Annotated in this window: 22 protein-coding genes; 11 read left to right on the top strand and 11 right to left on the bottom strand. The window is 65.2% G+C overall.

The window, feature by feature from the left end:
* Window positions 1–21 precede the first annotated feature (21 nt).
* From P9A16_RS06480 to P9A16_RS06470, 3 genes are all read right to left on the bottom strand, one after another.
* The gene (locus tag P9A16_RS06480) at window positions 22–408 is read right to left on the bottom strand and encodes a hypothetical protein (protein ID WP_023516548.1); all 387 of its coding nucleotides are present in this window, start codon (window positions 406–408) and stop codon (window positions 22–24) included.
* A 78-nt stretch (window positions 409–486) separates the two neighbouring features.
* Complete coding sequence (locus tag P9A16_RS06475) at window positions 487–1,095, bottom strand: pyridoxamine 5'-phosphate oxidase family protein (RefSeq protein WP_023516547.1); 609 nt, start codon at window positions 1,093–1,095, stop codon at window positions 487–489.
* 73 nt (window positions 1,096–1,168) lie between these two features.
* Window positions 1,169–2,077 carry an alpha/beta hydrolase gene (locus P9A16_RS06470; RefSeq protein WP_023516546.1) on the bottom strand — a complete coding sequence of 303 codons (909 nt, stop codon included), beginning with the start codon at window positions 2,075–2,077 and terminating at the stop codon, window positions 1,169–1,171.
* Window positions 2,078–2,125: 48 nt separating this feature from the next.
* On the opposite strand from P9A16_RS06470, the gene P9A16_RS06465 reads away from it, so the two are divergent.
* Window positions 2,126–2,596: a MarR family winged helix-turn-helix transcriptional regulator gene (locus tag P9A16_RS06465; protein WP_023516545.1), complete on the top strand. Its 471-nt coding sequence runs from the start codon at window positions 2,126–2,128 to the stop codon at window positions 2,594–2,596.
* Here the strand turns inward: P9A16_RS06465 and P9A16_RS06460 are convergent.
* The 4 genes from P9A16_RS06460 to P9A16_RS06445 form a co-directional block, all read right to left on the bottom strand.
* Window positions 2,593–3,804 (bottom strand): low temperature requirement protein A, encoded by a 1,212-nt coding sequence (locus P9A16_RS06460; RefSeq protein ID WP_023516544.1) that lies wholly within the window; start codon window positions 3,802–3,804, stop codon window positions 2,593–2,595. The two genes, P9A16_RS06465 and P9A16_RS06460, sit on opposite strands and share 4 nt — an antisense overlap.
* A 17-nt stretch (window positions 3,805–3,821) precedes the next feature.
* Complete coding sequence (locus P9A16_RS06455; protein WP_023516543.1) at window positions 3,822–4,388, bottom strand: TMEM175 family protein; 567 nt, start codon at window positions 4,386–4,388, stop codon at window positions 3,822–3,824.
* A gap of 73 nt (window positions 4,389–4,461) precedes the next feature.
* A complete protein-coding gene (locus P9A16_RS06450) occupies window positions 4,462–6,288 on the bottom strand; it encodes a monovalent cation:proton antiporter-2 (CPA2) family protein (RefSeq protein WP_023516542.1) in 1,827 nt (608 codons plus the stop codon).
* A gap of 57 nt (window positions 6,289–6,345) precedes the next feature.
* Complete coding sequence (locus P9A16_RS06445; protein WP_024269945.1) at window positions 6,346–6,720, bottom strand: gamma-butyrobetaine hydroxylase-like domain-containing protein; 375 nt, start codon at window positions 6,718–6,720, stop codon at window positions 6,346–6,348.
* A 200-nt stretch (window positions 6,721–6,920) separates the two neighbouring features.
* Here P9A16_RS06445 and moaA point away from each other — a divergent pair, with 200 nt between their 5' ends.
* Together moaA and P9A16_RS06435 are read left to right on the top strand one after the other, a co-directional pair.
* A complete protein-coding gene (moaA, locus tag P9A16_RS06440; RefSeq protein WP_088016467.1) occupies window positions 6,921–7,907 on the top strand; it encodes a GTP 3',8-cyclase MoaA in 987 nt (328 codons plus the stop codon).
* A 23-nt stretch (window positions 7,908–7,930) separates the two neighbouring features.
* Window positions 7,931–8,581, top strand: coding sequence for a DUF1176 domain-containing protein (locus tag P9A16_RS06435; RefSeq protein ID WP_278025579.1), 651 nt, complete (start codon window positions 7,931–7,933; stop codon window positions 8,579–8,581).
* A 1,015-nt stretch (window positions 8,582–9,596) separates the two neighbouring features.
* Here the strand turns inward: P9A16_RS06435 and P9A16_RS06430 are convergent.
* Window positions 9,597–12,140 carry a methyl-accepting chemotaxis protein gene (locus P9A16_RS06430; RefSeq protein WP_023516025.1) on the bottom strand — a complete coding sequence of 848 codons (2,544 nt, stop codon included), beginning with the start codon at window positions 12,138–12,140 and terminating at the stop codon, window positions 9,597–9,599.
* A 387-nt stretch (window positions 12,141–12,527) separates the two neighbouring features.
* On the opposite strand from P9A16_RS06430, the gene P9A16_RS06425 reads away from it, so the two are divergent.
* The 4 genes from P9A16_RS06425 (at window position 12,528) to P9A16_RS06410 (ending at window position 15,684) form a co-directional block, all read left to right on the top strand.
* On the top strand, window positions 12,528–13,436 hold the full coding sequence (locus tag P9A16_RS06425; protein ID WP_037405572.1) for a DMT family transporter: 909 nt from the start codon (window positions 12,528–12,530) through the stop codon (window positions 13,434–13,436).
* A 120-nt stretch (window positions 13,437–13,556) separates the two neighbouring features.
* A complete protein-coding gene (gene mobA, locus P9A16_RS06420) occupies window positions 13,557–14,192 on the top strand; it encodes a molybdenum cofactor guanylyltransferase MobA (RefSeq protein ID WP_023516027.1) in 636 nt (211 codons plus the stop codon).
* The gene (gene mobB / locus P9A16_RS06415; protein ID WP_023516028.1) at window positions 14,189–14,713 is read left to right on the top strand and encodes a molybdopterin-guanine dinucleotide biosynthesis protein B; all 525 of its coding nucleotides are present in this window, start codon (window positions 14,189–14,191) and stop codon (window positions 14,711–14,713) included. Before mobA ends, mobB begins: the two co-directional genes overlap by 4 nt.
* A 218-nt stretch (window positions 14,714–14,931) precedes the next feature.
* Window positions 14,932–15,684, top strand: a complete 753-nt coding sequence (locus tag P9A16_RS06410; RefSeq protein WP_023516029.1) for an aminoacyl--tRNA ligase-related protein — start codon at window positions 14,932–14,934, stop codon at window positions 15,682–15,684.
* Window positions 15,685–15,739: 55 nt separating this feature from the next.
* On the opposite strand, the gene P9A16_RS06405 is transcribed toward P9A16_RS06410, so the two are convergent.
* Window positions 15,740–17,902 carry an OmpA family protein gene (locus P9A16_RS06405; RefSeq protein WP_024270139.1) on the bottom strand — a complete coding sequence of 721 codons (2,163 nt, stop codon included), beginning with the start codon at window positions 17,900–17,902 and terminating at the stop codon, window positions 15,740–15,742.
* Between the two features lie 184 nt (window positions 17,903–18,086).
* Window positions 18,087–20,282, bottom strand: a complete 2,196-nt coding sequence (locus tag P9A16_RS06400; protein ID WP_278025578.1) for an OmpA family protein — start codon at window positions 20,280–20,282, stop codon at window positions 18,087–18,089.
* A gap of 339 nt (window positions 20,283–20,621) precedes the next feature.
* Here P9A16_RS06400 and P9A16_RS06395 point away from each other — a divergent pair, with 339 nt between their 5' ends.
* The 4 genes from P9A16_RS06395 to P9A16_RS06380 all read left to right on the top strand — a co-directional run bounded on the left by P9A16_RS06395 (window position 20,622) and on the right by P9A16_RS06380 (window position 23,615).
* A complete protein-coding gene (locus P9A16_RS06395; protein WP_023516005.1) occupies window positions 20,622–21,404 on the top strand; it encodes an ABC transporter substrate-binding protein in 783 nt (260 codons plus the stop codon).
* A gap of 169 nt (window positions 21,405–21,573) precedes the next feature.
* Window positions 21,574–22,377 carry an ABC transporter permease gene (locus P9A16_RS06390; RefSeq protein ID WP_023516004.1) on the top strand — a complete coding sequence of 268 codons (804 nt, stop codon included), beginning with the start codon at window positions 21,574–21,576 and terminating at the stop codon, window positions 22,375–22,377.
* Window positions 22,374–23,204 (top strand): ABC transporter permease, encoded by an 831-nt coding sequence (locus P9A16_RS06385; protein ID WP_023516003.1) that lies wholly within the window; start codon window positions 22,374–22,376, stop codon window positions 23,202–23,204. The genes P9A16_RS06390 and P9A16_RS06385 overlap by 4 nt, the downstream gene beginning before the upstream one ends.
* Window positions 23,205–23,348: 144 nt before the next feature.
* Window positions 23,349–23,615, top strand: coding sequence for an usg protein (locus P9A16_RS06380; RefSeq protein WP_024270141.1), 267 nt, complete (start codon window positions 23,349–23,351; stop codon window positions 23,613–23,615).
* Between the two features lie 13 nt (window positions 23,616–23,628).
* Here the strand turns inward: P9A16_RS06380 and P9A16_RS06375 are convergent, their stop codons facing one another.
* Window positions 23,629–24,357 (bottom strand): DUF2270 domain-containing protein, encoded by a 729-nt coding sequence (locus tag P9A16_RS06375; RefSeq protein ID WP_443021626.1) that lies wholly within the window; start codon window positions 24,355–24,357, stop codon window positions 23,629–23,631.
* Window positions 24,358–24,482 lie beyond the last annotated feature (125 nt).

The raw sequence follows: 24,482 nt of genomic DNA, 5'->3' as shown, positions 1-24,482 counted from the left end.
GCAGCGGCCGCGAGGCGCCGGCTAGTTGACCGAGATGTTGATATAGTCGCCTCCCGCACCGCGCCAGATTTCGACATAGATCTGCACGTCGCCGTCGAGCAGACGGCGGGCGGCGCTGCGCTCGATACGGCCGGCGCGGATCATGCGCTCGGCAAGCTCGCGGTTGCGCGCGGAAGCGAAGAAACTGTCGAGGTCGTCGCCGGGCTGGCGCACGCCGAAGCGATGCACATTGGCGCGGTCCTGGCGGAGGACCTGCCAGGGCTGAGTCAGGCGTTCGTTGTTGGAGTTGTAGAGATCGTCCTGGCCGATATAGGCGCCGTAGCTCTCGATCAGCTCATCCGCCCTGGCCGCACCGGCCGAAACCGCGAGCACAGCGGCGAAAGCCGCCGCAAAAAGTCTTTTTCGCATTCCCTGCTCCACTTTCCGGCCAAAGCCGATCATCATCGAAGACAAGACGGGTGACGGTGGCGGGATATTCGCCGACGCCTACCACATGGACGTGGCGGCACGGCCGGGCCAGTCCCGGTCGTAGGCGGCGCCGTCGAAGCCCTTCTTGGCCGAGGCGAGCATCTGCCCGACCGTCGGCAGGCAGGCCGTATCGCGGTGTTTTTCCGGATTCCAGAGGTCGGCGCGCAGCACCGCGCGGGCGCATTGCGAATAGACCTCGTCGATGGTGATGACGACGACGGAGCGCGGGTGTTTGCCGTCCATCACGAAGCGTCCGGTGATCTCGGCGTCAATGCGCACCACGGCGCGGCCGTTGAGGCGCATCGTCGTGTTGGAGCCGGGAATGAGGAACATCAGCGCGACACGCGGGTCACGAACGATGTTGGAAAGCGAATCGATGCGGTTGTTGCCGCGCCAGTCCGGCAGCATCAGGGTACGCTCGTCCTCGATATGAATGACGGCGCCGGCATCGCCGCGCGGCGAACAATCGAGCCCCTCCGGTCCGACCGTGGCAAGCGCCATGAAGGGCGAGGCCTCGATCATCATGCGGTATTCCGGCAGCAGATAGTCCGTCACCTTGGCGAGCGAGGCTTCGCCCGGCGCCCCGTAAAGCGCGTTCAGTTCCTCGACCGAAGTGACGATGCTCATGCCTGTCTCCTGTGCTGTGCGACCGCTGCCGCGCTTCGCACCCTTGCATGACAGGCGCGTGACGGAAAGCCCGTCAGGCGGCGATGCGCTCCCGATCCTCCGCAAGGAACTGCACGATCCGGTCGATGACAGGCGCGGCGGAGATGATGCGGCGATGACCGAACCCGTTCGCCCATTCGAGCGTGACATTCGGCCCGGACGCGGCGTAGCGCCGGGCGTGCAGCGCCGGCACCTCCTTGTCGTCCTCGGCATGAAGGACGAGCATGGGAGACTTCAGCCGGCCGGCCCCATTCGCCGCGTCGAAGGCCGAAAGCGGCGCGCCGGCGATGCGCTCGACATGGCTCTCCAGCGCGCCCTGCGCCTTCGGCCCGAGCTTCAGGAAACGGCCGAGGTCCTTGAACAGCCAGGTCATCTCGCTTGGAGAGCCGATGGTCACCAGCCGGCGCGGCCGGTGCGCCGGCACCGACGGCACGAGGCCGCTCGCCGCGCAGGCGAGCGACGCCCCGCCGAAGGAATGCCCGCAAAAATAGTCGAAACCGCCGAAACGCTGCCACGCCGCGTCGATCGCCCTGACGGCCATCGGCAGCGTCAGCGTGCGCCCGCCCGAGGCGCCGTGCCCCGGCAGGTCGAGCGCCACCACCTCATGGCCGGCGGCGACCAGTGCCTCCGTCAGCGCCGAAAGATAGGCCGCGCGCGAGCCCCAGCCGTGCACCACGAGAACGCGGCCGGCAAAATTCTGGCATGGCCGCGCAGCAAAACGGTGCGCCACGGCCCGACCGCCGGCAAAGGCGAGCGGCACGCGTTCGGCCTGCCGCATCCAGCCGGCCGAACGCGCGAAAAGGTCCTTCTCCTTCGCCGTGCGCGGCCGGCGGCCGGGCGTCGTCGCAAAGAGGCGGAAGGCGGCGCGACCGGCCGCATCGGGGGAGATCCTCGCGACGCCGGACAGCGCCAGCCGGATGACCTTCAAGCCAAAGGATGCCATAGTGGGAATCCAAAAAAAATGTTCAATGCTGAACAATAAAGTACAACGATGAACAAAAATCAAGCCTTCCCCTGGGATCATCCGCGCTTTCGCAGCTGGATCGGCGTAGGGCGTGCCTGCCAGCTGATGCAGCAGGCGATGAGCCGGGCGATCGCCCATCTCGGCATCAAGCCGCCGCATCTCGACATCCTGATCAATCTCTATCGCTTCGACGGCATTTCCCAGCAGGACCTCGCCCGCAAGCTGCTCGTCGGCCGCTCCAACATGAGCATGCTGCTGCCGCAGCTCGAAAAGCGCGGCCTGATCGAGCGGCGGGCCGACGCCAAGGACAAGCGTGTGCTGCGCCTGTCGCTGACGGAGGCCGGCCGCAGCCTGACCGAGGAGGCGATGACCCTGCAGACCGGCCTCATCGACCGCACCCTCTCGCAGGCACCGGCCGAGCGATGCCTGGAGGTCGCCGAGGCGATGGAGGACATCATCCGCATCCTCCAGACGATGGAACCGGAAGACCCGGTCTAGACCGTGGCGACGTGATCCGCCCGCGTCGATTTCAGCGACAGGAACTCCCAGAGCGCGACACCGAACAGGACGGCGGCCGCGGCCATGAAGAGCTGGTAGGGCTCGACGAAGGGTACGGCCACCGAGAGCGCAAGCAGCGCGGCGCTGCCGGCGATATGCGACAGCGGCGAGCGGCCGCGGATCGCCGCCTTGAACCAGATGTTGCCTGCAAGGAAGACCACAGGCCCGCCGATGATCGCACTCGCCGTCTTGAAATCGACCGCGCCATGCGGATGGGCAAGCGCGAACTCCTCCGCCACCGCCGAGAGGATGATGCCGGCGACAATCGGGATATGGGCATAGGTGAAGGCCATGCGCGCGATGCGGCCCGGCGTCGCCGAATGCTCGATGAGATGCGCCGCCTCGCCATGGCCGAAGCGGAAATAGATCCACCACATGGTGGCGGTCGAAAGGAACGCGACGGCGAGCAGGAGAATGGTGAAGCCGTCGAGCAGCTCCATGCCGGCAACCGTCCGCCCGGTGACGAGGATCGTTTCGCCAAGGCAGATGATGACGAAAAGCGCGCAGCGCTCCGCCATGTGCTCGCCGGAAACCTGCCAGTCCCCCACCGTCGAGCGACCGAGGCCGGGCACGACGAAGCCGAGCGCCGGAGAGGCATATTCGATAGCGAGCGCGACCAGCCACAGTCCCAGCCGTGCCTCGCCCTCGACAAAGGCGCCCGCCAGCCAGAACACGCCGGAAAACACCGCCCAGATCGTGATGCGCGTGAAGTTGAGGCTGTTCTGCGGCCATTCGCGCCGCATCACATAGGCGGTGAAGGCCGCGCGGCCGACCTGCATGGTGACGAAGACGAGAGCGAAGAGCAGCCCGCCCGCGCCGAAGGCCGTCGGAATGGCGATCGACAGCATCAGGCCGAGGAACATCAGCACGAAGAGCAACAGGCGCACCGGCGCCTTGTCCGGATCGAGCCAGTTCGTCACCCAGGTCGTGTCGATCCACACCCACCAGATGGCCATGGTCAGCATCGCCGCCTCGACGAGGCCGAGCAGCGAGTAATGCGCCGCCAGCGAATGGGAAAGCTGGATGATCGTCAGCACGAAGACGAGGTCGAAGAAGAGTTCGGCGAAGGCCACCTTGCCTTCCTGGGCGGTGCCGCGCGCCCTGAGGCAGGCGGAATTGGCGAAACGGTCGTCGGTCGTCGCCGTCATGGCTGGCGTTCCTTTTTCTACAGGCGCTCGATCCGCCGGTCGGGCACGATCCACAGAAGCGCGACCGCGGCATAGATGACATGGGAAATCACCGGCGAGACAAAGGCAAGCCCGATCGCCGCGAGATAGAAGAGCGGCGAGAAGCGCCCCTTGAAATCGCGCCCGAAGGCCTCGCGCAGCCGCTCGGCATCGGGGTGCACGGCAACGATGCGCACCTGCAGGATCTCGTAGGCGACGGCGGAGAGCAGCAGGATCGCGCCATAGAGCGCGGTCGGAAGCGGTGCGGCCGGATTGTTGCCCATCCAGGCCGTGACGAAGGGAATGAGCGACATCCAGAACAGGAGGTGCATGTTCGCCCACAACACGCCGCCGCTCGCATTGCCGCACACCGTCAGGAGATGGTGGTGGTTGTTCCAGTAGATCGCGACATAGACGAAGCTGAGGAGATAGCCGAGAAAGACCGGCATCAATGGCATGAGGGCAGCCAGCGTCGGCTCGGCCGGCACGGTGAGCTGCAGAACCATGATTGTGATGATGATGGCGATCACGCCATCGCTGAAGGCTTCGAGCCGTCCCTTGTTCACGCGCGCCTCACACCCCTGTCTTTATTAGACATGAAGCAAGTTGCGCTGAGTCGCTACAGCGGATTTTTCGGCGTCAGCCCGCCTCTTCCTGCTCGTGGCGCTGGCGTTCCTCCTCTGCCGCCGCACGCTGGCGCCCGGTGCGCGCCGCGACGATGTCGGCCGGCTGGGCGTTGCCGCGGATGAGCTGACGACCGGCATAGATGCCGCCGACCGTTTCCAGCTCCAGCCGCTCGCGGTCAACGTCGCGGAACTCCTCCACCACCTCGGCGGCAAGGTCCTCGTCCTCACCCAGAACCTTCAACGTCTCGCGGCTGAACACCATCGCCGATTCGAAGGTCTCGCGGATCTGGAAGTCGACGCCGGCATGGACGAGGTCGACGGCATGGCCGCGGTCGTAGGCTCGCGCCAGGATCGGCACGAGCGGGAACTCCTCGCGCACCACCTCGGCGATCTTCACCGCCGCCGCCTTGTCGTCGAGGCAGATGAGGATCGCTCTGGCGGTCGCCGCGCCGGCGGCGTGCAGGATGTCGATGCGCGCACCGTCGCCATAATAGACCTTGAAGCCGAACTCCGCGGCATCGCGCACGAACTCGGCATCCTTGTCGATCAGCGACAGCGTGTAGCCGCGGGCGAGCAGCGGCTGGCTGACGATCTGGCCGAAGCGGCCGAAGCCGATCATCAGCACCGTGCCCTCGACATTCTCCGGCAGCGTCAGCCCCTCGGTGGACGGCTGCTGCTTCGGCACGATGCGATCGTGCAGGATGACCATCAGCGGCGTCAGGATCATCGAGATGATGATCGTCGCCGTCAGGATGGCATTCTCCTCGCCGTTGAAGATGCCGGCGGAAACGGCGGCGGCGTAGAGCACGAAGGCAAACTCGCCGCCCTGCGCCATCAGCACGGCCCGTTCCAGGCTTTCGGCATGGCACGTCCCGAGCAGCCGGGCGACCACATAGATCAAGAGGGTTTTGGCGACCATGTAGCCGACGACGCTCGCCACGACGAGCTGCCAGTTGGCGGCGATGACGCCAAGGTCGATCGCCATGCCGACGCCGAGGAAGAAGAGGCCGAGAAGGATGCCGCGGAACGGCTCGATGTCGGCTTCAAGCTGATGACGGAAACTCGATTCGGAAAGCAGCACCCCCGCCAGGAATGCGCCCATGGCCATCGAAAGACCGGAAACCTGCATGGCAAGCGCCGAACCGAGAACGACGAGCAGCGCCGCCGCCGTCATCACCTCGCGCGCGCCGGAGGCCGCGAGCACCCGGAAGAGCGGATTGAGCAGGTAGCGCCCGGCCAGCACCAGCGCCACGATGGCACCGATGGCGATGCCGATGGAAAGCCAGCGGTCGGAGGCATCCGTCGCCGCCGCCCCCGTGCCGAGCAGCGTGACGATGGCAAGCAGCGGCACGATGGCAAGGTCCTCGAAGAGCAGGATCGCGATGATGCGCTGCCCCTTCAGGGTCGACATCGTGCCCCGCTCCTGCAGCATCTGCATGACGATGGCGGTGGAGGTGAGGACGAAGCCCGTTCCGGCGACGAAGGAGGGAACGAGCGGGAAGCCCAGCGACACGCCGATGCCGGTCAGCGCCGCCATCGCGCCCATCACCTGGATCGCGCCGAGCCCGAAGATGTCCTTGCGCATGCCCCAGAGCCGGGAGGGCTGCATTTCCAGCCCGATGATGAAGAGGAACATCACCACGCCGAGTTCGGCGACATGGATGATCGCCTGCGAATCGGCGAAGAAACCGAGGCCGAAGGGACCGATCGCGAGCCCCGCGGCGAGATAGCCGAGCACCGAGCCGAGCCCGATCTTCTTGAAGATCGGCACGGCCGCGACGCCTGCCGCCAGGAGCACGACGACCTGGGTGAGATCATTTGCATTCGCTTCGGCTGCCAAGGGGCATCTCCCGTTCGCTTCTGGGTGGACGCTACCCTCGACAGGCAGTCCGATATGTTACCGCGGTTTCTGCGAAATATCGCGGTTCATGCCCTTCTCCGCAAGCTCACGCTCATAAGCGGCGAAGAGTTCCGCGCCTTTTTCCCCGAGTTCCCGCAGATAGGACCACGTGTAGATACCGGTATCATGAAGGTCGTCGAAGCCGATGCGCACGGCATAGTTGCCGGTCGGCGTCATGGCGATGATCGCGACATTGCGTTTTCCCGGTACCGTCACCTTCTGGCCCGGCCCGTGGCCCTGCACCTCCGCCGAGGGCGAGAGCACACGCAGGAGTTCGGCCGAAAGATCGAAGCTGGCACCGTCGTTGAAGGTCACGACGAGGCGCTGGCGGTCCTTCGACACACGCAGTTCGGTCGGCCAGAGATCGCTCATCCCGTTTCCTTTCCGTCTGTTTTCGCGAAGGACTATGCGCCAGATCAAGGATGCGCAAGGCGGAAAATGCTGTCATAATCCCGTGACCGGCTTGACGCTGCGCTTCCGGCGCACGACATGTCGGCAATGGAGGACGTGTCTTGAATTCGTATGCAGGCCCGCTGGGTGGCGCGAACCTAATCGCGCAGTCCGACGCACCGATGATCGATCCCTTCGGCCGCGCCATCACCTATCTGCGCGTATCGGTGACCGACCGCTGCGATTTCCGCTGCACCTATTGCATGGCGGAAAACATGACCTTCCTGCCCAAAAAGGACCTCCTGACGCTGGAAGAGCTGAACCGGCTCTGTTCCACCTTCATCGCCAAGGGTGTGCGAAAGCTGCGGCTGACCGGCGGCGAACCCCTGGTCCGCAAGAACATCATGCATCTCGTGCGCGAACTCGGCCGCCAGGTGCATGATGGGCGCCTCGACGAACTGACGCTGACGACCAACGGCTCGCAGCTCGCCCGGCACGCGGCCGAACTTGCCGATTGCGGCGTGCGCCGCATCAACGTTTCCCTCGACACGCTCGATGCGCAGAAGTTCCGGACCATCACCCGCTGGGGCGAGCTCTCCAAGGTTCTGGAAGGCATCGACGCCGCGCAGGCCGCCGGCCTGCACATCAAGATCAACGCCGTCGCCTTGAAGGATTTCAACGACCGCGAGATCCCCGACCTGATGCGCTGGGCGCACGGCCGCGGCATGGACCTCACCCTCATCGAGACCATGCCGATGGGCGAGATCGAGGAAGACCGCACCGACCGCTACATGCCGCTGTCGGAAATGCGCGCCCGCCTCGAGAGCGACTTCACCCTGACGGAAAATGCCTACAGAACCGGCGGCCCGGCGCGCTATGTCACGGTCGCCGAGACCGGCGGCCGCCTCGGCTTCATCACGCCGATGACGCACAATTTCTGCGAAAGCTGCAACCGCGTGCGCCTCACCTGCACCGGCACGCTCTACATGTGCCTCGGCCAGAACGATGCGGCCGATCTGCGCCTTCCGCTGCGGGCCTCCGACGACGACGCCCTGCTCTCGCAGGCGATCGACGAGGCGATCACCCGCAAGCCGAAGGGCCACGATTTCGTCATCGACCGCCGCAACCGGCCGGCCGTTGCCCGTCACATGAGCGTCACCGGCGGCTGATCCCCGCCGAAAGCGAGGTTTTGGTGAAAATCCTTCCGCCCGCCCTGCCCGCCCTTTTCCTTGCCGCCGCCCTTCCTTCCTTCGGCCTTGCCGCCGAGCGGCCGGAGGGCATCGCCGCCGCTGAGGCGATCGCCAAAGCCGCCCTTGGCGCGGATTGCGACATGAACGGCATGGAGGAGGTGCCGATGGTCGGACCGGAGGCAGAAGGGTTCGGACACGCCCTCTACCGTTTCACCTACAAACCCGACTACGACCCGAACGGCCCCGGTGTCGAGGCCACGCTCTACCAGCTGTTCTGTGGCTCGGGCGCCTACAACATCCGCAACGCTTTCGTCCTGCAGACAAGCGATGCCGACACGCCGAAGCTCATCGCCTTCGCCACGCCGGATCTTGCCTATGCCTATGCAAACGAGGAAAACAGCCGACTGACTGCCGAGCCGAAGATCAACGGCTTCCGCGCCACCACCCTTCTGGTCAATGCCAGCTTCAACGAGAAGACCCGCACCATCACCAGCCACGCCGCCTGGCGCGGCATCGGCGATGCCTGGGACAGCGGCGACTGGGTTTTCCGCAACGGCAATTTCATGCTGACCCGCTTCGAGTTCGACCCGACCTACGGCGACCCGGACCCTGCGGTGCCGGAAAGCTATGTGGTCTACGAAGCCGGCAAGTAACGGCGGCGCTTCCGATTTCCGGCGCATCCGCACCCGCCACCAACGCCTCCGCCATGCCGGATCAAGGGCGCGGCCTACTCAGCCCAAGAGACGCTCCTCCCACCTATCTCCCGTCGCCGCGCACGTGATCCGGGGTCCAGCTAACGCGCGTTCGCACAGCTAGAAGACTCACCCAACCCGTTGACGCCCCCCCTTCCGCGCCGCAAACGCGGCGCCGCGGGCCCCCGCATAACGTCCGGTATGACGGGAGAAGAGTTGTGTGTAAACGCAGGCGGCAGCGCTTGTCTCACCCATCCCATGAACGCCAATTGCACGAAAACCCGCCCCCGCATTTTCCCCGCCTCCTTCACTCATGCCTACAATCCCCCATCCCGCCACGGATACACCGCGAGGCGTCGTGGCGAGGCGGGGTCGGCGCTTTTGGCGAGGGACGGACGTAGGCCGTCGCCCAAGGGGCCTGCGGAAAATGGTCTCCCTCCGGCGACACGGGGGAAGCGGCGGGCGTCGGACCGAGCCTTCCGCTTCATGCCCCGAACGGCGCGCCGGGCGTGCCTGTGCGGCACACAAGGGGGCCGGTCTGGCGGATGCGTCGGCATCGTCCGCCGGGATGAGACCGTCCGGAAGGCAAAACCTTCCGTCCACCATCGCCATGGCGCGCGATGGCAGATGACAAAACGGAAACGGCCTCCTTCCGGAAACCGGCGAACACCATCCATCGTCCCGGCCTTTGCAGAGAGACCGGAGTTGCGGGCAAAAACCGCTGAACGGGGCGCTGAAAGGCGCCATACATTACTTTCAGATGCGGCACCTTCCAGCGCCCCGTCCGATGCTCCTTGAAAAAACCACGGGCGGAAAACCGCCGCGTGGATGTCGGTGCAAAACAACGCCCGCGCCGCCGGATCCATCAAGCAAGCCACGGCCTCTAAAGGTGGGCAAGATCTCTCTTCCCACAACAAAACGGCCGGGCTCCTGCCCAGCCGTTCCATGCTCGTGAGACGCGTTTTTCAAACAGTCTTCAAGCCGCGTGGTGCTGCCCGAAATAGCCGCCCTGCCGCGTATCGAGGTCGCGCGTCTTGAAGTGGTCAATCTTCTGGTTGAGCACCTGGACGCGGTGGCGCAGGCCGTGGATCTCGGCCGTGTTCTCCTCCACCATCGCCGCGTTCTGCTGCGTGATGAGCTCAACCTGGTGCACCGCCTGGTTCACCTCGTTGATGCCGTCGTACTGGGCGGCCGCGGCCGCCTCGATCTTGCCGACCAGCGCGTGGATCGAGGAGATATGCTCGTTGATGACCGTCAGCGCCTCGCCGGTCTCGGTGACGAGCGCGACGCCGTTGCGCACCTGTGCCGAACTGTCGGAGATCAGGCCCTTGATCTCGCGAGCGGCGCCGGCACAACGCTGGGCTAGCTCGCGAACCTCCTGCGCGACGACGGCAAAGCCGCGACCTGCCTCACCCGCCCGCGCCGCTTCGACGCCGGCATTGAGCGCCAGGAGGTTCGTCTGGAAGGCGATTTCGTCGATGACGCCGATGATCGTGCTGATCTTCTCCGACGACCGGTTGATCTCGCCCATGGCGTCCACGGCCTTGGCCACGACCTCACCGGAGCGCCGGGCATAGCTGTGCGTCTCGTCGACGGACACCGCAGTCTTCTGGGCGCTTTCGGCCGTCGAACGCACGATGTCGGTGAGCTGGCGCAGCGCCCGCGAGCTTTCCTCCAGCGCCGCCGCCTGCTGTTCGGTACGGCGGGCGAGATCGTCGGCGGAGGTGGCAAGGTTGCCCGTGCCGCCATTGATCTCCATCGTCGTCGCCCGCACGTCCGACAGGGTCACGCGCAGCGCCTCGACGGCGTTGTTGTAGGTGCGCGCCATCGCGACATATTCGGCGGCAAGCGCTTCCGTCATGCTCTCTTCGAGATTGCCGGCGGCCAGCTGACCAAGCACGTCGGAAAGCGCGGTGAGCGCTTCGGTCTGCTCCGCCTCGATGCGGGCCTGTTCGCTGGCCCGGCGGGCCTGCTCCTCGGCCGTCGTCTGGCGCTGGGCCTCGGCCTCCTGCTCCAGCCGGACGTTTTCCCGCGCCGCATCGCGGAAGACGGCGACCGAGCGCACCATGTCGCCGATCTCGTCGCCGCGGTTGCGGCCGTCGATGCTGATGTCGAGGTCGCCGCTCGCCAGCCGCGACATGGCTTCCGTCACCCGCTTCAGCGGCCCGCGCAGCGTTTCCACCAGCATCAGGCCGCCGATGATGGCGAGCAGCGTGCCGGCGACCATGGCGATGATCGAGACATTGGCCGAACGCTGGCTGTCCGTCTTGCCCGCCTCCTGGGCGCTGGAGACGAACTGTTCCAGTGTCTGGCTGGCATCGGCGACGGAGGCGTAGGCGGCGACGCGCGCGGCCTGCCATGTCTCGCCGACCGAGATGAGATCCTGGGTGCCCTGCTCGATCCTTGCAAGCGACGGGGCGAGCTTCTGCGCGAGATCGCGCAGGGCGGCGTTCTTCGTGCCGAGCTTGGCAAGTTCGGCGGCGCTGCCGGCAACGGCCTTCACATCCGCCAGCACGGCATCGCGGCTCGGCTGATCGAGCTTGCGGTGCAGCTCGCTGATGTGCAGGCGCGTCTCGTCGATACCCTTGAACGTATCGCCCATCAGCGTGATCAGCGTCTTCAGGAGCACGATCTCCGCATCCATGCCGACGAAACGCTTCGCCGCCGTGTCGGAGTTCTTGCCGGCCTCCTTGAGGAAGTCGGCATCGAACTTGGCAAGCTTGGTCAGGACGGGCACGAACTTCGTCTTCTTGGCCTCCACGTCGTCGCTGCCGGCAAGGATGTCCTTGACCTTGGCGACCTCCGCCTCGAAGGGCTTGATCTGCTCCAGCGCCTTCGGCGAGGCGATCGCCTTGGATTCGGCGAGCTGCTTGAGGAGCTGCGGCAGGTAGGTCTCGGCCGCCTTGACCTTGTCCTCCGCCTTCATCGCCAGCGCGACGGGCTTGCGGAACTTGCCGATGCGCTCGGCAAGCCCCTGATAGGCCGCGGCGTCGAACAGCAGCGCCTTGGCAAAGGCTTCCTTCTCGCCCGATTCGTTGCGGATGACGCCGATCTGCTTTTCGGCGAAGGCACCGTCCTTGGCCATCGCCGCCAGCGCCTCTTCCAGACCAGCCGTCACGGCGTTGCGCTTCTGGTCGATCGACCAGAGCGTTTCGCTCTGCCCGCGCATGGTGCCGGCCAGTGCCACGACGGACGCGATCTTCGTCTTCTCGGCCGCATCGGGCAGAAGGGCGTCGAGATCGTTGATGCCGGCCTCCTGTTCGTCGATGCGTTCGCCGAGCGCCGTGCGCGTCGCCTCGCCCGGCTTGTCGACGAAGTCCTGCAATCCGGTGCGCAGATTCTGGAAATGCGACAGGCTGTTGATCGTCTCGCGCGTCACCGTCATGTGACCGTTCAGCGTGCTCGCGGTGAAATAACCGACAAGGCCGATGCCCGCGATCAGCGCGACGAGAGGAATGACGAACAGCAGCACCTTGGTGACGATGCGGCGCTGCTGGAGCAGGCGGTCGATGAAGGACATGGGTTCCCCGACGTTTTTTATGACGACCAAGATCCCGTCGGGTGTTCCTCAAAGCCGAAACGGCCGCTCAGGCTCGTTGTCGGAGCGCGGCCGGTATCCGATATCGGGGCATCGGCCGGCCTTGCATCAGGCGGCGCGCCCCCACCCGTCGCATCATGCGATCGCTCATTGGGATGACGCAACGATAGGGGGGGAAGCTTAATGAAATCCTTCGGCAAAGCGGCAGGAATTCAAGCCTTTGCGCCAGAATCATCATACTTTTCTGCCCGGATTTCGCGCAATTGCCGCTCGATGCGGCAACCACCCCGTTTGTTCCAACCGCCGGGGTGATGGAATGCGGTGGGCATTGTGCCTAAGAAGGAGAAAGACACGCTTGGAATCATCCGCATGACCGCCTCCGCCAACGCCAAGGGTGCCCTGTTCATGGCCATCGCCATGGTCGGCTTCACCTGCAACGACGCACTCGTCAAGTCCGTCACCGGCGGCATGAACACCGGCCAGATCCTTTTCGTGCGCGGCCTGATGACGACACTACTCGTCGTCGCCATCGCCCGCTGGATGGGCGCGCTCGGTTCCTGGCGGGTCGTGCTGCAGCCGGCTGTCGCCCTGCGCATCGCCGCCGAAATCCTCGCCTCGCTCGCCTATGTCTCGGCGCTCGGCGCCATGCCGCTTGCCAATACGGCCTCGATCCTCCAGGCCCTGCCGCTCGCCGTCACGCTCGGCGCAGCGCTGTTCCTCGGCGAAACGGTCGGCTGGCGGCGGTGGCTGGCCATCGTCGCAGGCTTTGTCGGCGTGCTTATCGTCATCCGCCCCGGCCCGGAGGGTTTTTCGCTCGCGGCCGTCTATGTCATCGCCTCGGTTGTCGGCGCGGCGGCACGCGACCTCTGTACCCGGCGGATCGACCCGTCCGTGCCGACGCTCTTCATCAGCGTCATCACGGCGGCGTCGATCACCGTCACCGGCGCCGTGATGATCGTGCCGCTGGGCGGCTGGCAGCCGGTTTCCGGCGAGGCTTTCACCCGTCTTGCCGCAGCCAGCGTGCTGCTGCTCGTCGGCTACCAGACCATCGTCATCGCCATGCGCACCGGCGAGATCTCCTTCATCGCGCCCTTCCGCTATACGAGCCTCATCTGGGCGATCGCCATCGGCTTCCTGTTCTTCGGCGAAGTGCCGGATTTCTGGATGACCGTGGGCGTCCTCATCATCGTCGCCTCCGGCCTCTACACCTTCTATCGGGAGAACCGCCGACGGGACGCGGAGGCCGTGGCGCAGGAATCGAAGCCGGAATCCCCCTGACAGGCTTGCGCGCCGTCACTCCATCTGGTCGTTTGTGCCGCGGGTGCGCACGGTAAGGTGATTACGCCCGGCGGCAAAATGCTCTAGACGAAGACGGAAAGACCTTCCGATGGAAGCGAGATGACAGCAACGCATGCGATAGTGGGAGTGATCCTTGCCGGCGGCCTTTCCTCCCGCATGGGCCAGGACAAGGCGCGCATCCGCCTCGGCGGCACGGCTCTCATCGACCGTGCGGCGCGGCGCCTCCGGCCGCAGGTCTCGGCCATCGCCGTCAATGCCAATGGCCCGGTGCTCTTCGAACGCGGCGAGGAGCTGCCGGTCTTCGCCGACCTCGATGCCGCCCGCGCCGGACCGCTCGGCGGCGTGCTTGCCGCGCTCGACTATGCGCGGCGTCATCATCCCGAGGCGAGCCACGTCGCCACCGTACCGACGGACAGCCCCTTCTTCCCGACCGATCTCGTCGCGCGCCTGTCGCGCGTCATCGACACGCCGGAGCGCATGGCGGTCGCCCGCTCCGTCAGTGGCCTCCACCCCGTCTTCGCCCTCTGGCCGGTGACGCTTGCCGAGGATCTCGGCGAATGGCTGGCCGGCGGCGGGGCGCTGCGCGTGCGCAGCTACCTCGAGCGCCACCAGGCCCGCGAAATCACCTTTCCGCTGCTCGAGACCTCGCGCGGCGAGTTCGATCCCTTCTTCAACATCAATACGCCCGACGATCTCGACGAGGCGGAAAACTGGCTCTGGGTGCTGGAACGATGACACGACCGAAGATCTTCGGGATTGCCGGATGGAAGAACTCCGGCAAGACCGGCCTTGCCGTGCGCCTGGTGAGCGAGCTCGTCGCCCGCGGCTACCGCGTCTCCACCATCAAGCACGCCCACCACGACTTCGACATCGACAAGGTCGGCGCCGACAGCTACCGCCACCGCCAGGCCGGCGCGCTCGAGGTCACCATCGTTTCCGGCACGCGCTATGCCATCATGCACGAGCTGCGCGGCGCTCCTGAGCCGAGCTTCGAGGAAATCCTCGCGCGCCTTGCGCCCTGCGACCTCGTGCTGATCGAGGGGTACAAGCGCGAGCCGATCCCCAAGATCGAGGCCCGGCGGCTGGAGGCCGCCAACCGCATGCCGCTCGCCCCCGAAGACCCTCACATCGCCGCCATCGCCGCCGATCATCCCGTCACAGACACGGCCCTGCCCGTCTTCGACCTCGACGACACCGCGACCATCGCCGATTTCGTCGTCACTGTGACCGGGTTGCCCGTTCCGCCCGCCGTTTGACAATTTTTGCCGCTGCCCTTAGATGCGATGCCATGAGCACCGCACGCGCGCCCCTTGCCGAACGTCTCCGCACCTGCCTGCAGGTCGCCGTTCTGCGCGCCAACGGCCGAGGTCTCCGCGTCCAGTCGTAACGACCGGATCGCTGCACGCGTCCGGCGGCCGGCTGGACGTAAAGCCCCCCAACAGCTTCCTTCAACGATGCCAGGGAGACAGGCACCGTGCTCAATCTTTTTAACGTGAATGCGCTCGTCCATTGGGAAGAGCGCGACATCGAGCTGCGCGACCAGATGGTCCGCTTCTTCTCCGGCGAGGTGCGCAGCTTCCTGCGGTCCGTCAATCCCGCCTGGGACATGCGCCGCGTGGAGGCCCCCGTGCTGACGCCGCGGGCGCTGATATCCGACGCCTATTCCAATGCCGATATCTGGGTGCAGGAACGGCTGGCATCCGGCGAGACCGAGCTGGTTCTGCGGCCGGAGACCACGCCGTCGACCTACGCTTACATGCAGCACCTCCTGGCGACCCATACCGGCACGCGCCTGCCGCTCTGCGTCTGGCAGGCCGGCCGGTCGTACCGGCGCGAGCAGGACCAGGCGACGAAGCACATGCGGCTGAAGGAGTTCTGGCAGCTCGAATTCCAGTGTGCCTACTCGGCCGATACCGGCAACGACTATCATGCCGCAGCGCTAGAGCCGGTCCGCCGCATGATTGCCGCGCTCATCCATCTGCCGACGCGGATCGTGCCCTCGGACCGGCTGCCCGCCTATTCCGAGACCACCATGGATGTCGAGGTCGACAACGGCGACAAGTGGATGGAGGTCTGCTCGATCTCGCGGCGCACCGATTTCCCGATGCGTTATCGCACCCAGACGAGGAAGGGTGAAGTACACGAACACGAGGTCCGCGTGCTGGAAATCGCCATCGGCCTCGACCGCTGCGTCTACAACTGGTCGCTCGCCGCCGAACGTGTGTGAAATGAAAAAGGCCGCGGAGGGATCCGCGGCCTTTCTCTGTTCGAGGCGTGGTCGATCACTCGGCCATCGCCACCGGCTTCACCAGCGGTGTGACGCGGCGGATGGTGACCCGGCGGTTGAGCTGTTCGGCGGCGTCCGTGTCGATCTTCAGGAAGCGCTCGCCATAGCCCTGCGTGGCAAGGTTCTCCGGCGGGATGTCGTAGACGTCGGTCAGGATGTTGGCGACGGCCTCGGCGCGCTCGTCCGAGAGCACCAGGTTCGATTCGTCCGAACCGACGGCATCCGTATGGCCCTCGATCAGGAAGGTCTCGCCGGGATCCTTGTCGAGGATCTCGTTCATCGCCTCGGCCACCTTGCGCAGCGTGGACGCCTGGTTCATCGAGATGTCCGCTGACCCCGTCGCGAAGGTGATCGTATCGAGGTCGATGCGGCGCACCTTGTCACGGATACGAGCCGAGTACTTCACCTCGTCCAGCGTGTAGACACGCTCGACCGGCTCGACCGGCGGCCGCTCCAGGAAGTCGCGATAGTCGGCGCGGTCTTCGGCGGACGTGTCGATGATGTATTCATCGACCGGGATCGTCAGGCGCATCGGCGGCAGCCGCTCGCCGGGATCGACGAAGGTCGGCCGGCTGTCGCGGTCGATTTCCGGCGCATAGAACATCACATATTCCCGGCCGTCGCCGTCGATACGCGAACGCTGGATGATTTCGCCGTAGCGGTTGCGGATGGTGACGACGCGGTCGCCGTTCGGCCGCTCGATGACCTCGCGCACGCGGCCGTTCGGCAGGTCCTCGTAATAGGTTTCCGTGGCGCGGCGCGACAGGCGGCGGCCATCGTCGGACCGAACGATGATCCTGTCACCGAAATTGATCACGAAGCGGTCGTCGACCTCGCGCTCGACGCGCCAGCCGTCGCGATCCTCGTAGCGCGGCCGGCGGTCACGGCGCTCGCCGCGTTCACGGTCGCCCGATTCGTAGCGGATACGATCGCGGCCTTCCCATCCGACCTGCGCATCGCGGTCGGATTCGGGAACGCGCACGCGCACGTCGCGACGCTTCTCCTCGCGTTCGCGGCGCAATTCCTCGCGCGAGCGGTCACGGCGGTTGTCCCAGTCCTTGTCGCTGTCGAGAACGGCAGCGCCGTCGATGAACGGCAGCTCGATCGTCTCGGTGGTGCGCGACGGGTCGCGGGCGATGCGCTCACGGTCCTTGTCGCGCTCGCGGCGCGGACGCCCCGCGGTCTCGTCCGGACGCTTGCGCTCCCGCTCGGCCTCGCGCTTGCGCTCCTCACGACGTTCCTCGCGGGTCTTTTCGCGCCCTTCCTGCTGCTGGTCCGTATCCGCCTCGCGCCGGCGGCGCTCTTCGCGCGCCTTCTGGCGATCCTGCTGCTGCTGGTCCTCGCTCTCGGCTTCACGCTGCTTCTTGCGGCGCTCCTCGCGGTTCTGCTGCTGCTCTTCCTGCTGGCGTTCGGCATCGCGCTGACGCTGGCGGCGTTCCTCGCGCGCCTTCTGGCGGTCCTGCTGTTGCTGGTCCTCGCCCTCGGCCTCGCGCTGCTTCTTGCGGCGCTCCTCGCGGTTCTGCTGCTGTTCTTCCTGCTGGCGTTCGGCATCGCGCTGACGCTGACGGCGCTCTTCGCGCGCCTTCTGGCGATCCTGCTGCTGCTCGCCTTCGCCCTCGGCTTCACGCTGCTTCTTGCGGCGCTCCTCGCGGTTCTGCTGCTGCTCTTCCTGCTGGCGTTCGGCATCGCGCTGGCGCTGGCGGCGCTCTTCGCGCGCCTTCTGACGGTCCTGCTGCTGCTGACCTTCGCCCTCGGTCTCACGCTGCTTCTTGCGGCGTTCCTCGCGGTTCGGCTGCTGTTCTTCCTGCTGGCGTTCCGCGTCGCGCTGGCGCTGGCGGCGCTCCTCGCGGGAATTCTGCCCGCCCTCTTCCTGGCGGCGCTCCTCTTTGCGGCGCTCGCGGCGTTCCTCACCCTGACCGTCGGCATCGCGGTTGTTCCGCTCGCGGTTGCGCGGGCGCTCTTCACCGCCTCCCTGCTCCTCGCGGTTGCGCTTCTTGCGGATGAGTTCCTCTTCCTCGGACTGCACCACCGTCACATCGGATTTTTCGACGAGCGGCAGCACCGGCCGCATCATGGCGGCCTCGACCGGCTGCCAGATAAACGACAGCGAAGCGATGGGCAGGGCCACCGTTGCCAGAAGTCTTGTTCTCTTAAGCATTGGCGTTTCCTCGTTTGCCAGCGTTCGGACGCTATTGCATCAGGGTTTGGGGCGAATTTGTGTTTCCGCGCAAGCCGCCCGCCGTCGATATCAGACGCTAATTCATGGCAGATGAATTCGCGCTGAATGCACAAGGACCGCCGGCGGCTACCGGCGGTCCTTGCCTAAACGCATGAAGATACGATCAGTTCGCCCGCGCCATGGGGCGCACCAGCGTGGTGACGCGGCGGATGGTGACGCGGCGGTTCTGCTGTTCGGCGACCTGCGTCTTCACCTTCAGGAAGCGCTCGCCATAGCCCTGCGTCTGCAGGTTTTCCGGCGGAATGCCATAGACATCCGTCAGGAGGCTGGCGACCGATTCGGCCCGTTCGTCCGAAAGGACGAGGTTGGACTTGTCGGACCCCACGGCATCCGTATGGCCCTCGATCAGGAAGGTCTCGCCCGGATCCTTGTCCAGAACCTTCTGCATGGCCTCGGCGACGGACCGCAATGTGCGGGCCTGTGACATCGGCACATCGGCGCTGCCGGTGGCGAAGGTGATCGTGTCGAGGTCGATACGGCGTACCTTGTCGCGCAGGCGGGCGGAATGTTTCACCTCGTCGATCGTGTAGACCCGCTCGACGCGTTCGACCGGCGGCTCGGCGAGGAAGTCGTAATAATCCCGGTCCGGATTGCTCGACGTGTCGATGATGTAGTCGCTGACGGGAATGCGCAGGCGCATCGGCGGCAGCTCGTAACCGACGTCGACGAGGCCCGGCCGCGGCGAATCGTCCTCAAGCTCCGGCGCATAGACGAGAATGTATTCCCGCCCGTCCCGGCCGACGCGCGACCGCTGGATGATATCGCCGTAGCGGTTGTAGATCGTCACGATCTCGACGCCGCCCGGACGCACGATCGTCTCACGCACGCGGCCCCGGGCGAGGTTGTCGTAATAGACCTCCTCCGAATCACGCCGCAGGCGCGGGCGATCGTCACCGCGCACGATCAGCTGGTCACCGACCTCCAGCACCGTGCGATTCTCGACGCGCTCGACGATGTTCACCTCGGTGACGCTGTTGTCGATCGTCGTGTTGTTGACGGTGTTGTTGTTGATGATCGTGTTGTTGATCACGGTGTTGTTGATGATGTTGGTCGTCTCCGGCACGGCGAAGTCGGGCGCCTCCTTCACGCGCTTGCCTTCTTCCTTGATCGCCGCCTCGATCCTGCCGGGCACGGCCTCGCGCACCTCTTCGGAGATCGTCGCCTGGGCAGCGTCGTCGGTTTCGGGAACCGGCACGTCCTCTTCCTGCGCGCGCAGTTCCTCGCGCTTCTTGCGACGCTGCTCGCGGCTCTCCTGGCCACCGGCATTGTCGGCGTCCTTGTCGCTGTCGAGCACAGCAGCCCCGTTTTCGACGGGCAGAACGACGGTCTCGTCGGTCTTGGCCGGATCCTCGGCGATTTCCTGTTTTTCCGCCTCGGTCATCGTGTCGACAACCTCGGGCACCGGCTCGGTTACCGGCGTCTCGCCGGTCTCGGCCGTGGCGGGCTGATCCGTGCCGGTATCCGCCGGGCTTTCCTCTCCGGCAACCGCCGGCTGCTCACCCTCGCCCACTGCCGGCTGCTCGCTTTCGCCGGCCGTCGTCTCCGACGTACCGCCATCCTGCTGCTGCACGGGCTGTTCAGCCTGCTCCTCAGTGGCCGGCTTCTGTTCATCCAAAGCCTTCTGCTCTTCGGCGGCCTTCTGTTCGTCCGCCTGCCGCTGCGCCTCCGCCTCGGCGGCCGCCCGTTGCGCTTCGTCTTCAGCCGCCTTCTGATCGGCTGCGGCCTTCTCCGCGTCTTCGGCGGCCTTCTGTTCCTCGGCCTGGCGCTGCTCTTCTTCCGCAGCAGCGCGCTGCGCTTCGTCTTCAGCCGCCTTCTGCTCCGCCGCGGCCCTCTCGGCCTCTTCCGCGGCCTTCTGCTCTTCGGCCTGGCGCTGCTCCTCTTCCACAGCAGCGCGCTGCGCTTCGTCTTCAGCCGCCTTCTGCTCCGCCGCGGCCCTCTCGGCCTCTTCGGCGGCCTTCTGTTCCTCGGCCTGGCGCTGCTCGGCTTCCGCGGCGGCACGCTGGGCTTCTTCCTCGGCCGCCTGCTGCTCGGCCGCGGCCCTCTCGGCCTCTTCAGCGGCCTTCTGTTCCTCGGCCTGGCGCTGCTGCTCGTCCTCGGCAGCGCGCTGTGCCTCGTCGTCCTGCTGCTGTTGCTGTTGCTGGAGCAGCAGTTCTTCTTCGCTCGGCTGGCTTTCGCCGGTGCTTTCCTGGGCAACCTCGAACGGCTTCATCAGGGCATCGGCCAGCGTCGGCGTCGCAATCAGCGCGGTCGACAGGACCGGCAGCGCCACGGTTGCAAAAAGTCTGGAGCGGAAAGTCATCGTTTTGTCCTCACGGTGTCCCGTCTTATTCTCAAGAGAGGGACGCCCGGCCCTTCCGGCCGTTTACGTCCCCGTCACAATCCTTCAAAGGTCTGGCATTCGCCGCCTTAACCCCGCCTGAACGGCGTCCGTTGCGACGCGAGATAGGCCGCGTGCGCAGCCCTGCCAGGGGGGCGCCATGAAATTGTCGGGGAAACCGGGCGGAAAGACGGCGCGAATCCAGTTGATTTTTTGGCGAAAACCGGTCGATTATCGGCGCCAAGCGGGCAGCCCTGCCCGCTTCAATTCGAGGCCCGGACAACAAGAAAAACCCGAGAGCCTTCAACAGAGAGGATCAATATGCGTATTTCCAAACGTTTCACGCTCGCAGCGTCCGCTGCAGTCATCGCCCTCTTCGCGACCTCCGCGATGGCAGAAGGCGAGAAGATCGTGATCGGCACGGAAGGCGCCTACCCGCCCTTCAACAATCTCGAATCCGACGGCACGCTGACCGGCTTCGATGTCGATATCGCCAAGGCAATGTGTGAGGAAATGAAGGCCGAGTGCACCTTCGTCACGCAGGACTGGGACGGCATCATTCCGGCGCTCATCGCGAAGAAGTTCGACGCGATCATCGCCTCCATGTCGATCACCGCCGAGCGCAAGGAGCAGGTCGACTTCTCCAAGAAGTACTACAACACGCCGCCGGCGATCGTCGTCCCGAAGGATAGCGAGATCAAGGAAGCCACCCCGGAAGCGCTGGCCGGCAAGTCGCTCGGCGCCCAGGGCTCGACAACGCATTCCAACTATGCCGAAGCGCATATGAAGGATGCCGAGGTCAAGATGTACCCGACGGCCGACGAGTACAAGCTCGACATCGCCAATGGCCGCATCGACGCCGTCATCGACGACGTGGTGGTACTCTCCGAATGGCTGAAGACCGACGACGGCGCCTGCTGCAAGCTGCTCGGCACGCTGCCGGTCGACCCGGTCATCAACGGCGAAGGCGCCGGCGTTGCCGTGCGCAAGGGCGATACCGCGCTCGCCGACAAGTTCACGGCAGCGGTCGCGGCGATCCGCGCCAACGGCAAGTACCAGGAAATCAACGCCAAGTACTTCCCGTTCGACGTCTACGGCGATTGATCCGCAACACCTCTGTGTCATGCGGGTTTTTTCTGACCCCATCACCAGAATGCACGGGCGGGAGGGCTTGCTCTCCCGCTCCTTTTGTTTGAGAACTTGCACATAAGAAAAGACGGGTGCATCACGCGCCCGGACAACAAGCGCAAGGCGCATCGGGGGTTCTTCTGGCATGAGCGGGTTCTTCACCGCCATCGTCGAGGCGGTATCCGCATTTCTCGGGATCATCGATCCCCTCTGCGGGCCGATCGGCATCTTCACTCTTTTTGCCGGCGACACGCTGCTTGCCTGCGGCAATGCCGGATGGGGCGACGAGATCGCCTTCGGCTTCCTGGTGACGGCAAGCCTTGCTGTCGCCACCCTGCCCGTCGGCCTCGTCATGGGCTTCTTCATCGCGCTGGCAAAGCAGTCGGAAGAAAAGTCTCTGCGGATGTCTGCCAACATCTACACGACGCTCTTCCGCGGCCTGCCGGAGCTCCTGACGCTCTTCATCGTCTATTACGGCCTGCAGATCCTCGTGCAGAATCTGATGACCGCCGTCGGCTATGAAGGCGCGGTCGAGATCAACGCCTTCTTCGCCGGCATGATCGCACTCGGCGTCGTGTTCTCGGCCTATTGCTCGGAAGTGCTGCTGTCGGCCTTCAAGGCCATTCCGCGCGGCCAGTACGAGGCGGGCTACGCCCTCGGCTTGCACCATGGCCGCACCATGCGCCTCATCGTGCTGCCGCAGCTCATCCGCGTCGCCCTGCCCGGCCTCGGCAATCTCTGGATGGCGCTCCTGAAGGATACCGCACTCGTCTCGGTCATCGGCCTGCCGGATATCCTGCGTCAGACGGGCGTCGCTGCCCGCGTGACGAAGGAAGCCTTCCAGTTCTACTCCATCGCCTGCCTGCTCTTCCTCGTCCTCGCCTTCCTCTCCTCGCTGGTCTTTTCGGCGATCGAAGGCTGGGCAAAACGTTCGGAGGTCGCCCGATGAGCGTCGTCACCACCCTCATCCCGCCGCAGGCCCCGCCGGAAGCCCCGCCGAAGCCATTCACCGCGGGCCGTTTCTTCGGCAACATCTTCATGGGCGTCTGGCTGGCGCTCACCGTCGGCGTCTTCCTGATGATCGTCAACGGCTGGGATCCCGACAAGTTCACGAAATACGGACCGAGCTACCTTTCGGGCCTTGGCGTCACGCTGCTGCTCGTCATCCTCTCCGTCGTGCTTGGCGGCCTCATTTCTCTGCCGCTCGCCTTCGCGCGCATGTCGAAGAACCCGGTCCTCTCGTGGATCGCCTACGGCTACGTCTATTTCTTCCGTGGCACGCCGCTGCTGACGCAGCTCTTCCTCGTCTATTACGGCCTCGGCAGCTTCTCCGCCGAATTGAAGGCCTGGGGCCTCTGGTGGTTCTTCCGCGACGCCTGGAACTGCGCGCTCCTGACCTTCACACTCAACACCGCCGCCTACCAGGCCGAAATCCTGCGCGGCGCCATCGAAAGCGTGCCGCGCGGCCAGCATGAAGGCGCCTCCGCGCTCGGCCTGCCGAAGCAGGTCGCCTTCTTCAAGGTCATCCTGCCGCAAGCGCTCATCGTCGCGCTGCGCCCTTATGGCAACGAGATCATCCTGATGATCAAGGGGTCTGCCATCGTCGCCATCGTCACGGTCTTCGACCTGATGGGCGAGACCCGCCGTACCTTCTCGCGCACCTTCGATTACCAGGCCTATCTCTGGGCGGCGCTGCTCTATCTCCTGATGGTGGAGCTGCTGCGCAACCTCTGGGCCTGGCTGGAAACGCGTCTGACGCGCCACCTGAAGCGATGACGCCTTTTGGCAGCACTCACGGATGAGTGCTGCCAAATACCTGATTGCAAAGAAAAAATCCCGATACGGGCCAAACTTAAAGAGTTCATTAACCTCGCGGGCGCTCAATCATAAGGACCATCATTCACACGCAATGAGGTCCCTATGACGAACGACATGGCAATGCAGCTCAAGGGCTACGGCATGACCACGGCCCAGATCCTCTACCGCATGCCGGATCACCCCCAGCTTCTGCAGACCTATATCTGGCAGCACTACGATCTCGCCCCGGACTTCCCGGAGATGAAGGGCTTCCTGAAATTCTGGCAGGAAAAGCTGGACGGCCCCCTCCATTCCGTCCGCTACGTTCATCGCCGGCTGATCTCGGCAACGGAATGGCGGGCGCTGAAGGGCGAATTCGTCATCAACTGAGGCCCGGCCGTGATCAGACGTGCACGGATCCATGTGCCAGCTCGGTGTCGGACATGTCCACCTTGAGCGAGAAATACAGGATCACGGCATAGAGCAGCAGCACGGAGGCGATCACCACGCTGCCGGGTACCGGCCCGAGCGCCGCATTGGCGACCACATGCTCGAAGGCAAGCGTCATGTCCTTGCCCGCCGTCGCCGGCCGCTGCATCATCGATGACGAGATCTTGAGCGCCCAGGCGAGCAGGAGGATCAGGTAGAGCCAGCAATAGTTGCGCCGCAGCCGCCGGCAGGCCGCATCGCGGTAGCTGATCAGGAACTCCGGCTTGCGCAGGCTCTTGGCGATGGGCGCCGCCCAGTCGAGATCGAGCGTGGCGCGCGGATTGAGGATTTCGGCAAAGTAGAACCGCTCGAGCTGGCGCACCCGTGCGCGGTAGACGTCGAAGAACCGGTAACGCCGCGCCTCGATCATCAACAGCAGCGAGACGAGCAGCATCGCAAAGAGCAGAACGCCGTGATGCGAGGTGGGCGTCGACAGCGAAACGGACAACAGTGCCGCCACCACCGTGATCGCCCAGTTCGAGGTGCGGTCGATGCGGTCGCGCCAGCCGGCCATGCGCCCGAGTTCGCCACGATAGTAGTGCACCATCGTGTTGATCGTCTCCATCGGCGTTGCCGGCAGCGCCGGGCTGCCGGTCCGCCTGGTCTCGGCAGCGGGCGAAAAGGGGGGCGTATCGGCGGGCATGTCATTCCTCCCAATGGTCTTTTTGGTTTTGGGAGAAGGATCATGCGCCTCTTTCGGCGATTGATAAATGCCTATTTGCAGGTGAATGGCGCCATTGCCAAAGCCTGGCCCGGGCCGTAAGAGAC

The organism is Shinella sp. 838, from assembly GCF_029623935.1.
Classification (GTDB): Bacteria; Pseudomonadota; Alphaproteobacteria; order Rhizobiales; family Rhizobiaceae; genus Shinella.
This window is presented reverse-complemented; position numbering and strand designations above follow the sequence as displayed.

Coding starts and splice junctions, on each gene's coding strand:
- P9A16_RS06405 (WP_024270139.1), bottom strand. CDS start 17,902: ATGCTTAAGAGAACAAGACTTCTGGCAACGGTGGCCCTGCCCATCGCT.
- P9A16_RS06400 (WP_278025578.1), bottom strand. CDS start 20,282: ATGACTTTCCGCTCCAGACTTTTTGCAACCGTGGCGCTGCCGGTCCTG.
- moaA (WP_088016467.1), top strand. CDS start 6,921: ATGATCGATCCCTTCGGCCGCGCCATCACCTATCTGCGCGTATCGGTG.
- P9A16_RS06375 (WP_443021626.1), bottom strand. CDS start 24,357: ATGCCCGCCGATACGCCCCCCTTTTCGCCCGCTGCCGAGACCAGGCGG.
- P9A16_RS06460 (WP_023516544.1), bottom strand. CDS start 3,804: ATGACGGCGACGACCGACGACCGTTTCGCCAATTCCGCCTGCCTCAGG.
- mobA (WP_023516027.1), top strand. CDS start 13,557: ATGACAGCAACGCATGCGATAGTGGGAGTGATCCTTGCCGGCGGCCTT.
- P9A16_RS06390 (WP_023516004.1), top strand. CDS start 21,574: ATGAGCGGGTTCTTCACCGCCATCGTCGAGGCGGTATCCGCATTTCTC.
- P9A16_RS06475 (WP_023516547.1), bottom strand. CDS start 1,095: ATGAGCATCGTCACTTCGGTCGAGGAACTGAACGCGCTTTACGGGGCG.
- P9A16_RS06380 (WP_024270141.1), top strand. CDS start 23,349: ATGACGAACGACATGGCAATGCAGCTCAAGGGCTACGGCATGACCACG.
- P9A16_RS06395 (WP_023516005.1), top strand. CDS start 20,622: ATGCGTATTTCCAAACGTTTCACGCTCGCAGCGTCCGCTGCAGTCATC.
- P9A16_RS06445 (WP_024269945.1), bottom strand. CDS start 6,720: ATGAGCGATCTCTGGCCGACCGAACTGCGTGTGTCGAAGGACCGCCAG.
- P9A16_RS06470 (WP_023516546.1), bottom strand. CDS start 2,077: ATGGCATCCTTTGGCTTGAAGGTCATCCGGCTGGCGCTGTCCGGCGTC.
- P9A16_RS06480 (WP_023516548.1), bottom strand. CDS start 408: ATGCGAAAAAGACTTTTTGCGGCGGCTTTCGCCGCTGTGCTCGCGGTT.
- P9A16_RS06385 (WP_023516003.1), top strand. CDS start 22,374: ATGAGCGTCGTCACCACCCTCATCCCGCCGCAGGCCCCGCCGGAAGCC.
- mobB (WP_023516028.1), top strand. CDS start 14,189: ATGACACGACCGAAGATCTTCGGGATTGCCGGATGGAAGAACTCCGGC.
- P9A16_RS06465 (WP_023516545.1), top strand. CDS start 2,126: ATGAACAAAAATCAAGCCTTCCCCTGGGATCATCCGCGCTTTCGCAGC.
- P9A16_RS06425 (WP_037405572.1), top strand. CDS start 12,528: ATGACCGCCTCCGCCAACGCCAAGGGTGCCCTGTTCATGGCCATCGCC.
- P9A16_RS06430 (WP_023516025.1), bottom strand. CDS start 12,140: ATGTCCTTCATCGACCGCCTGCTCCAGCAGCGCCGCATCGTCACCAAG.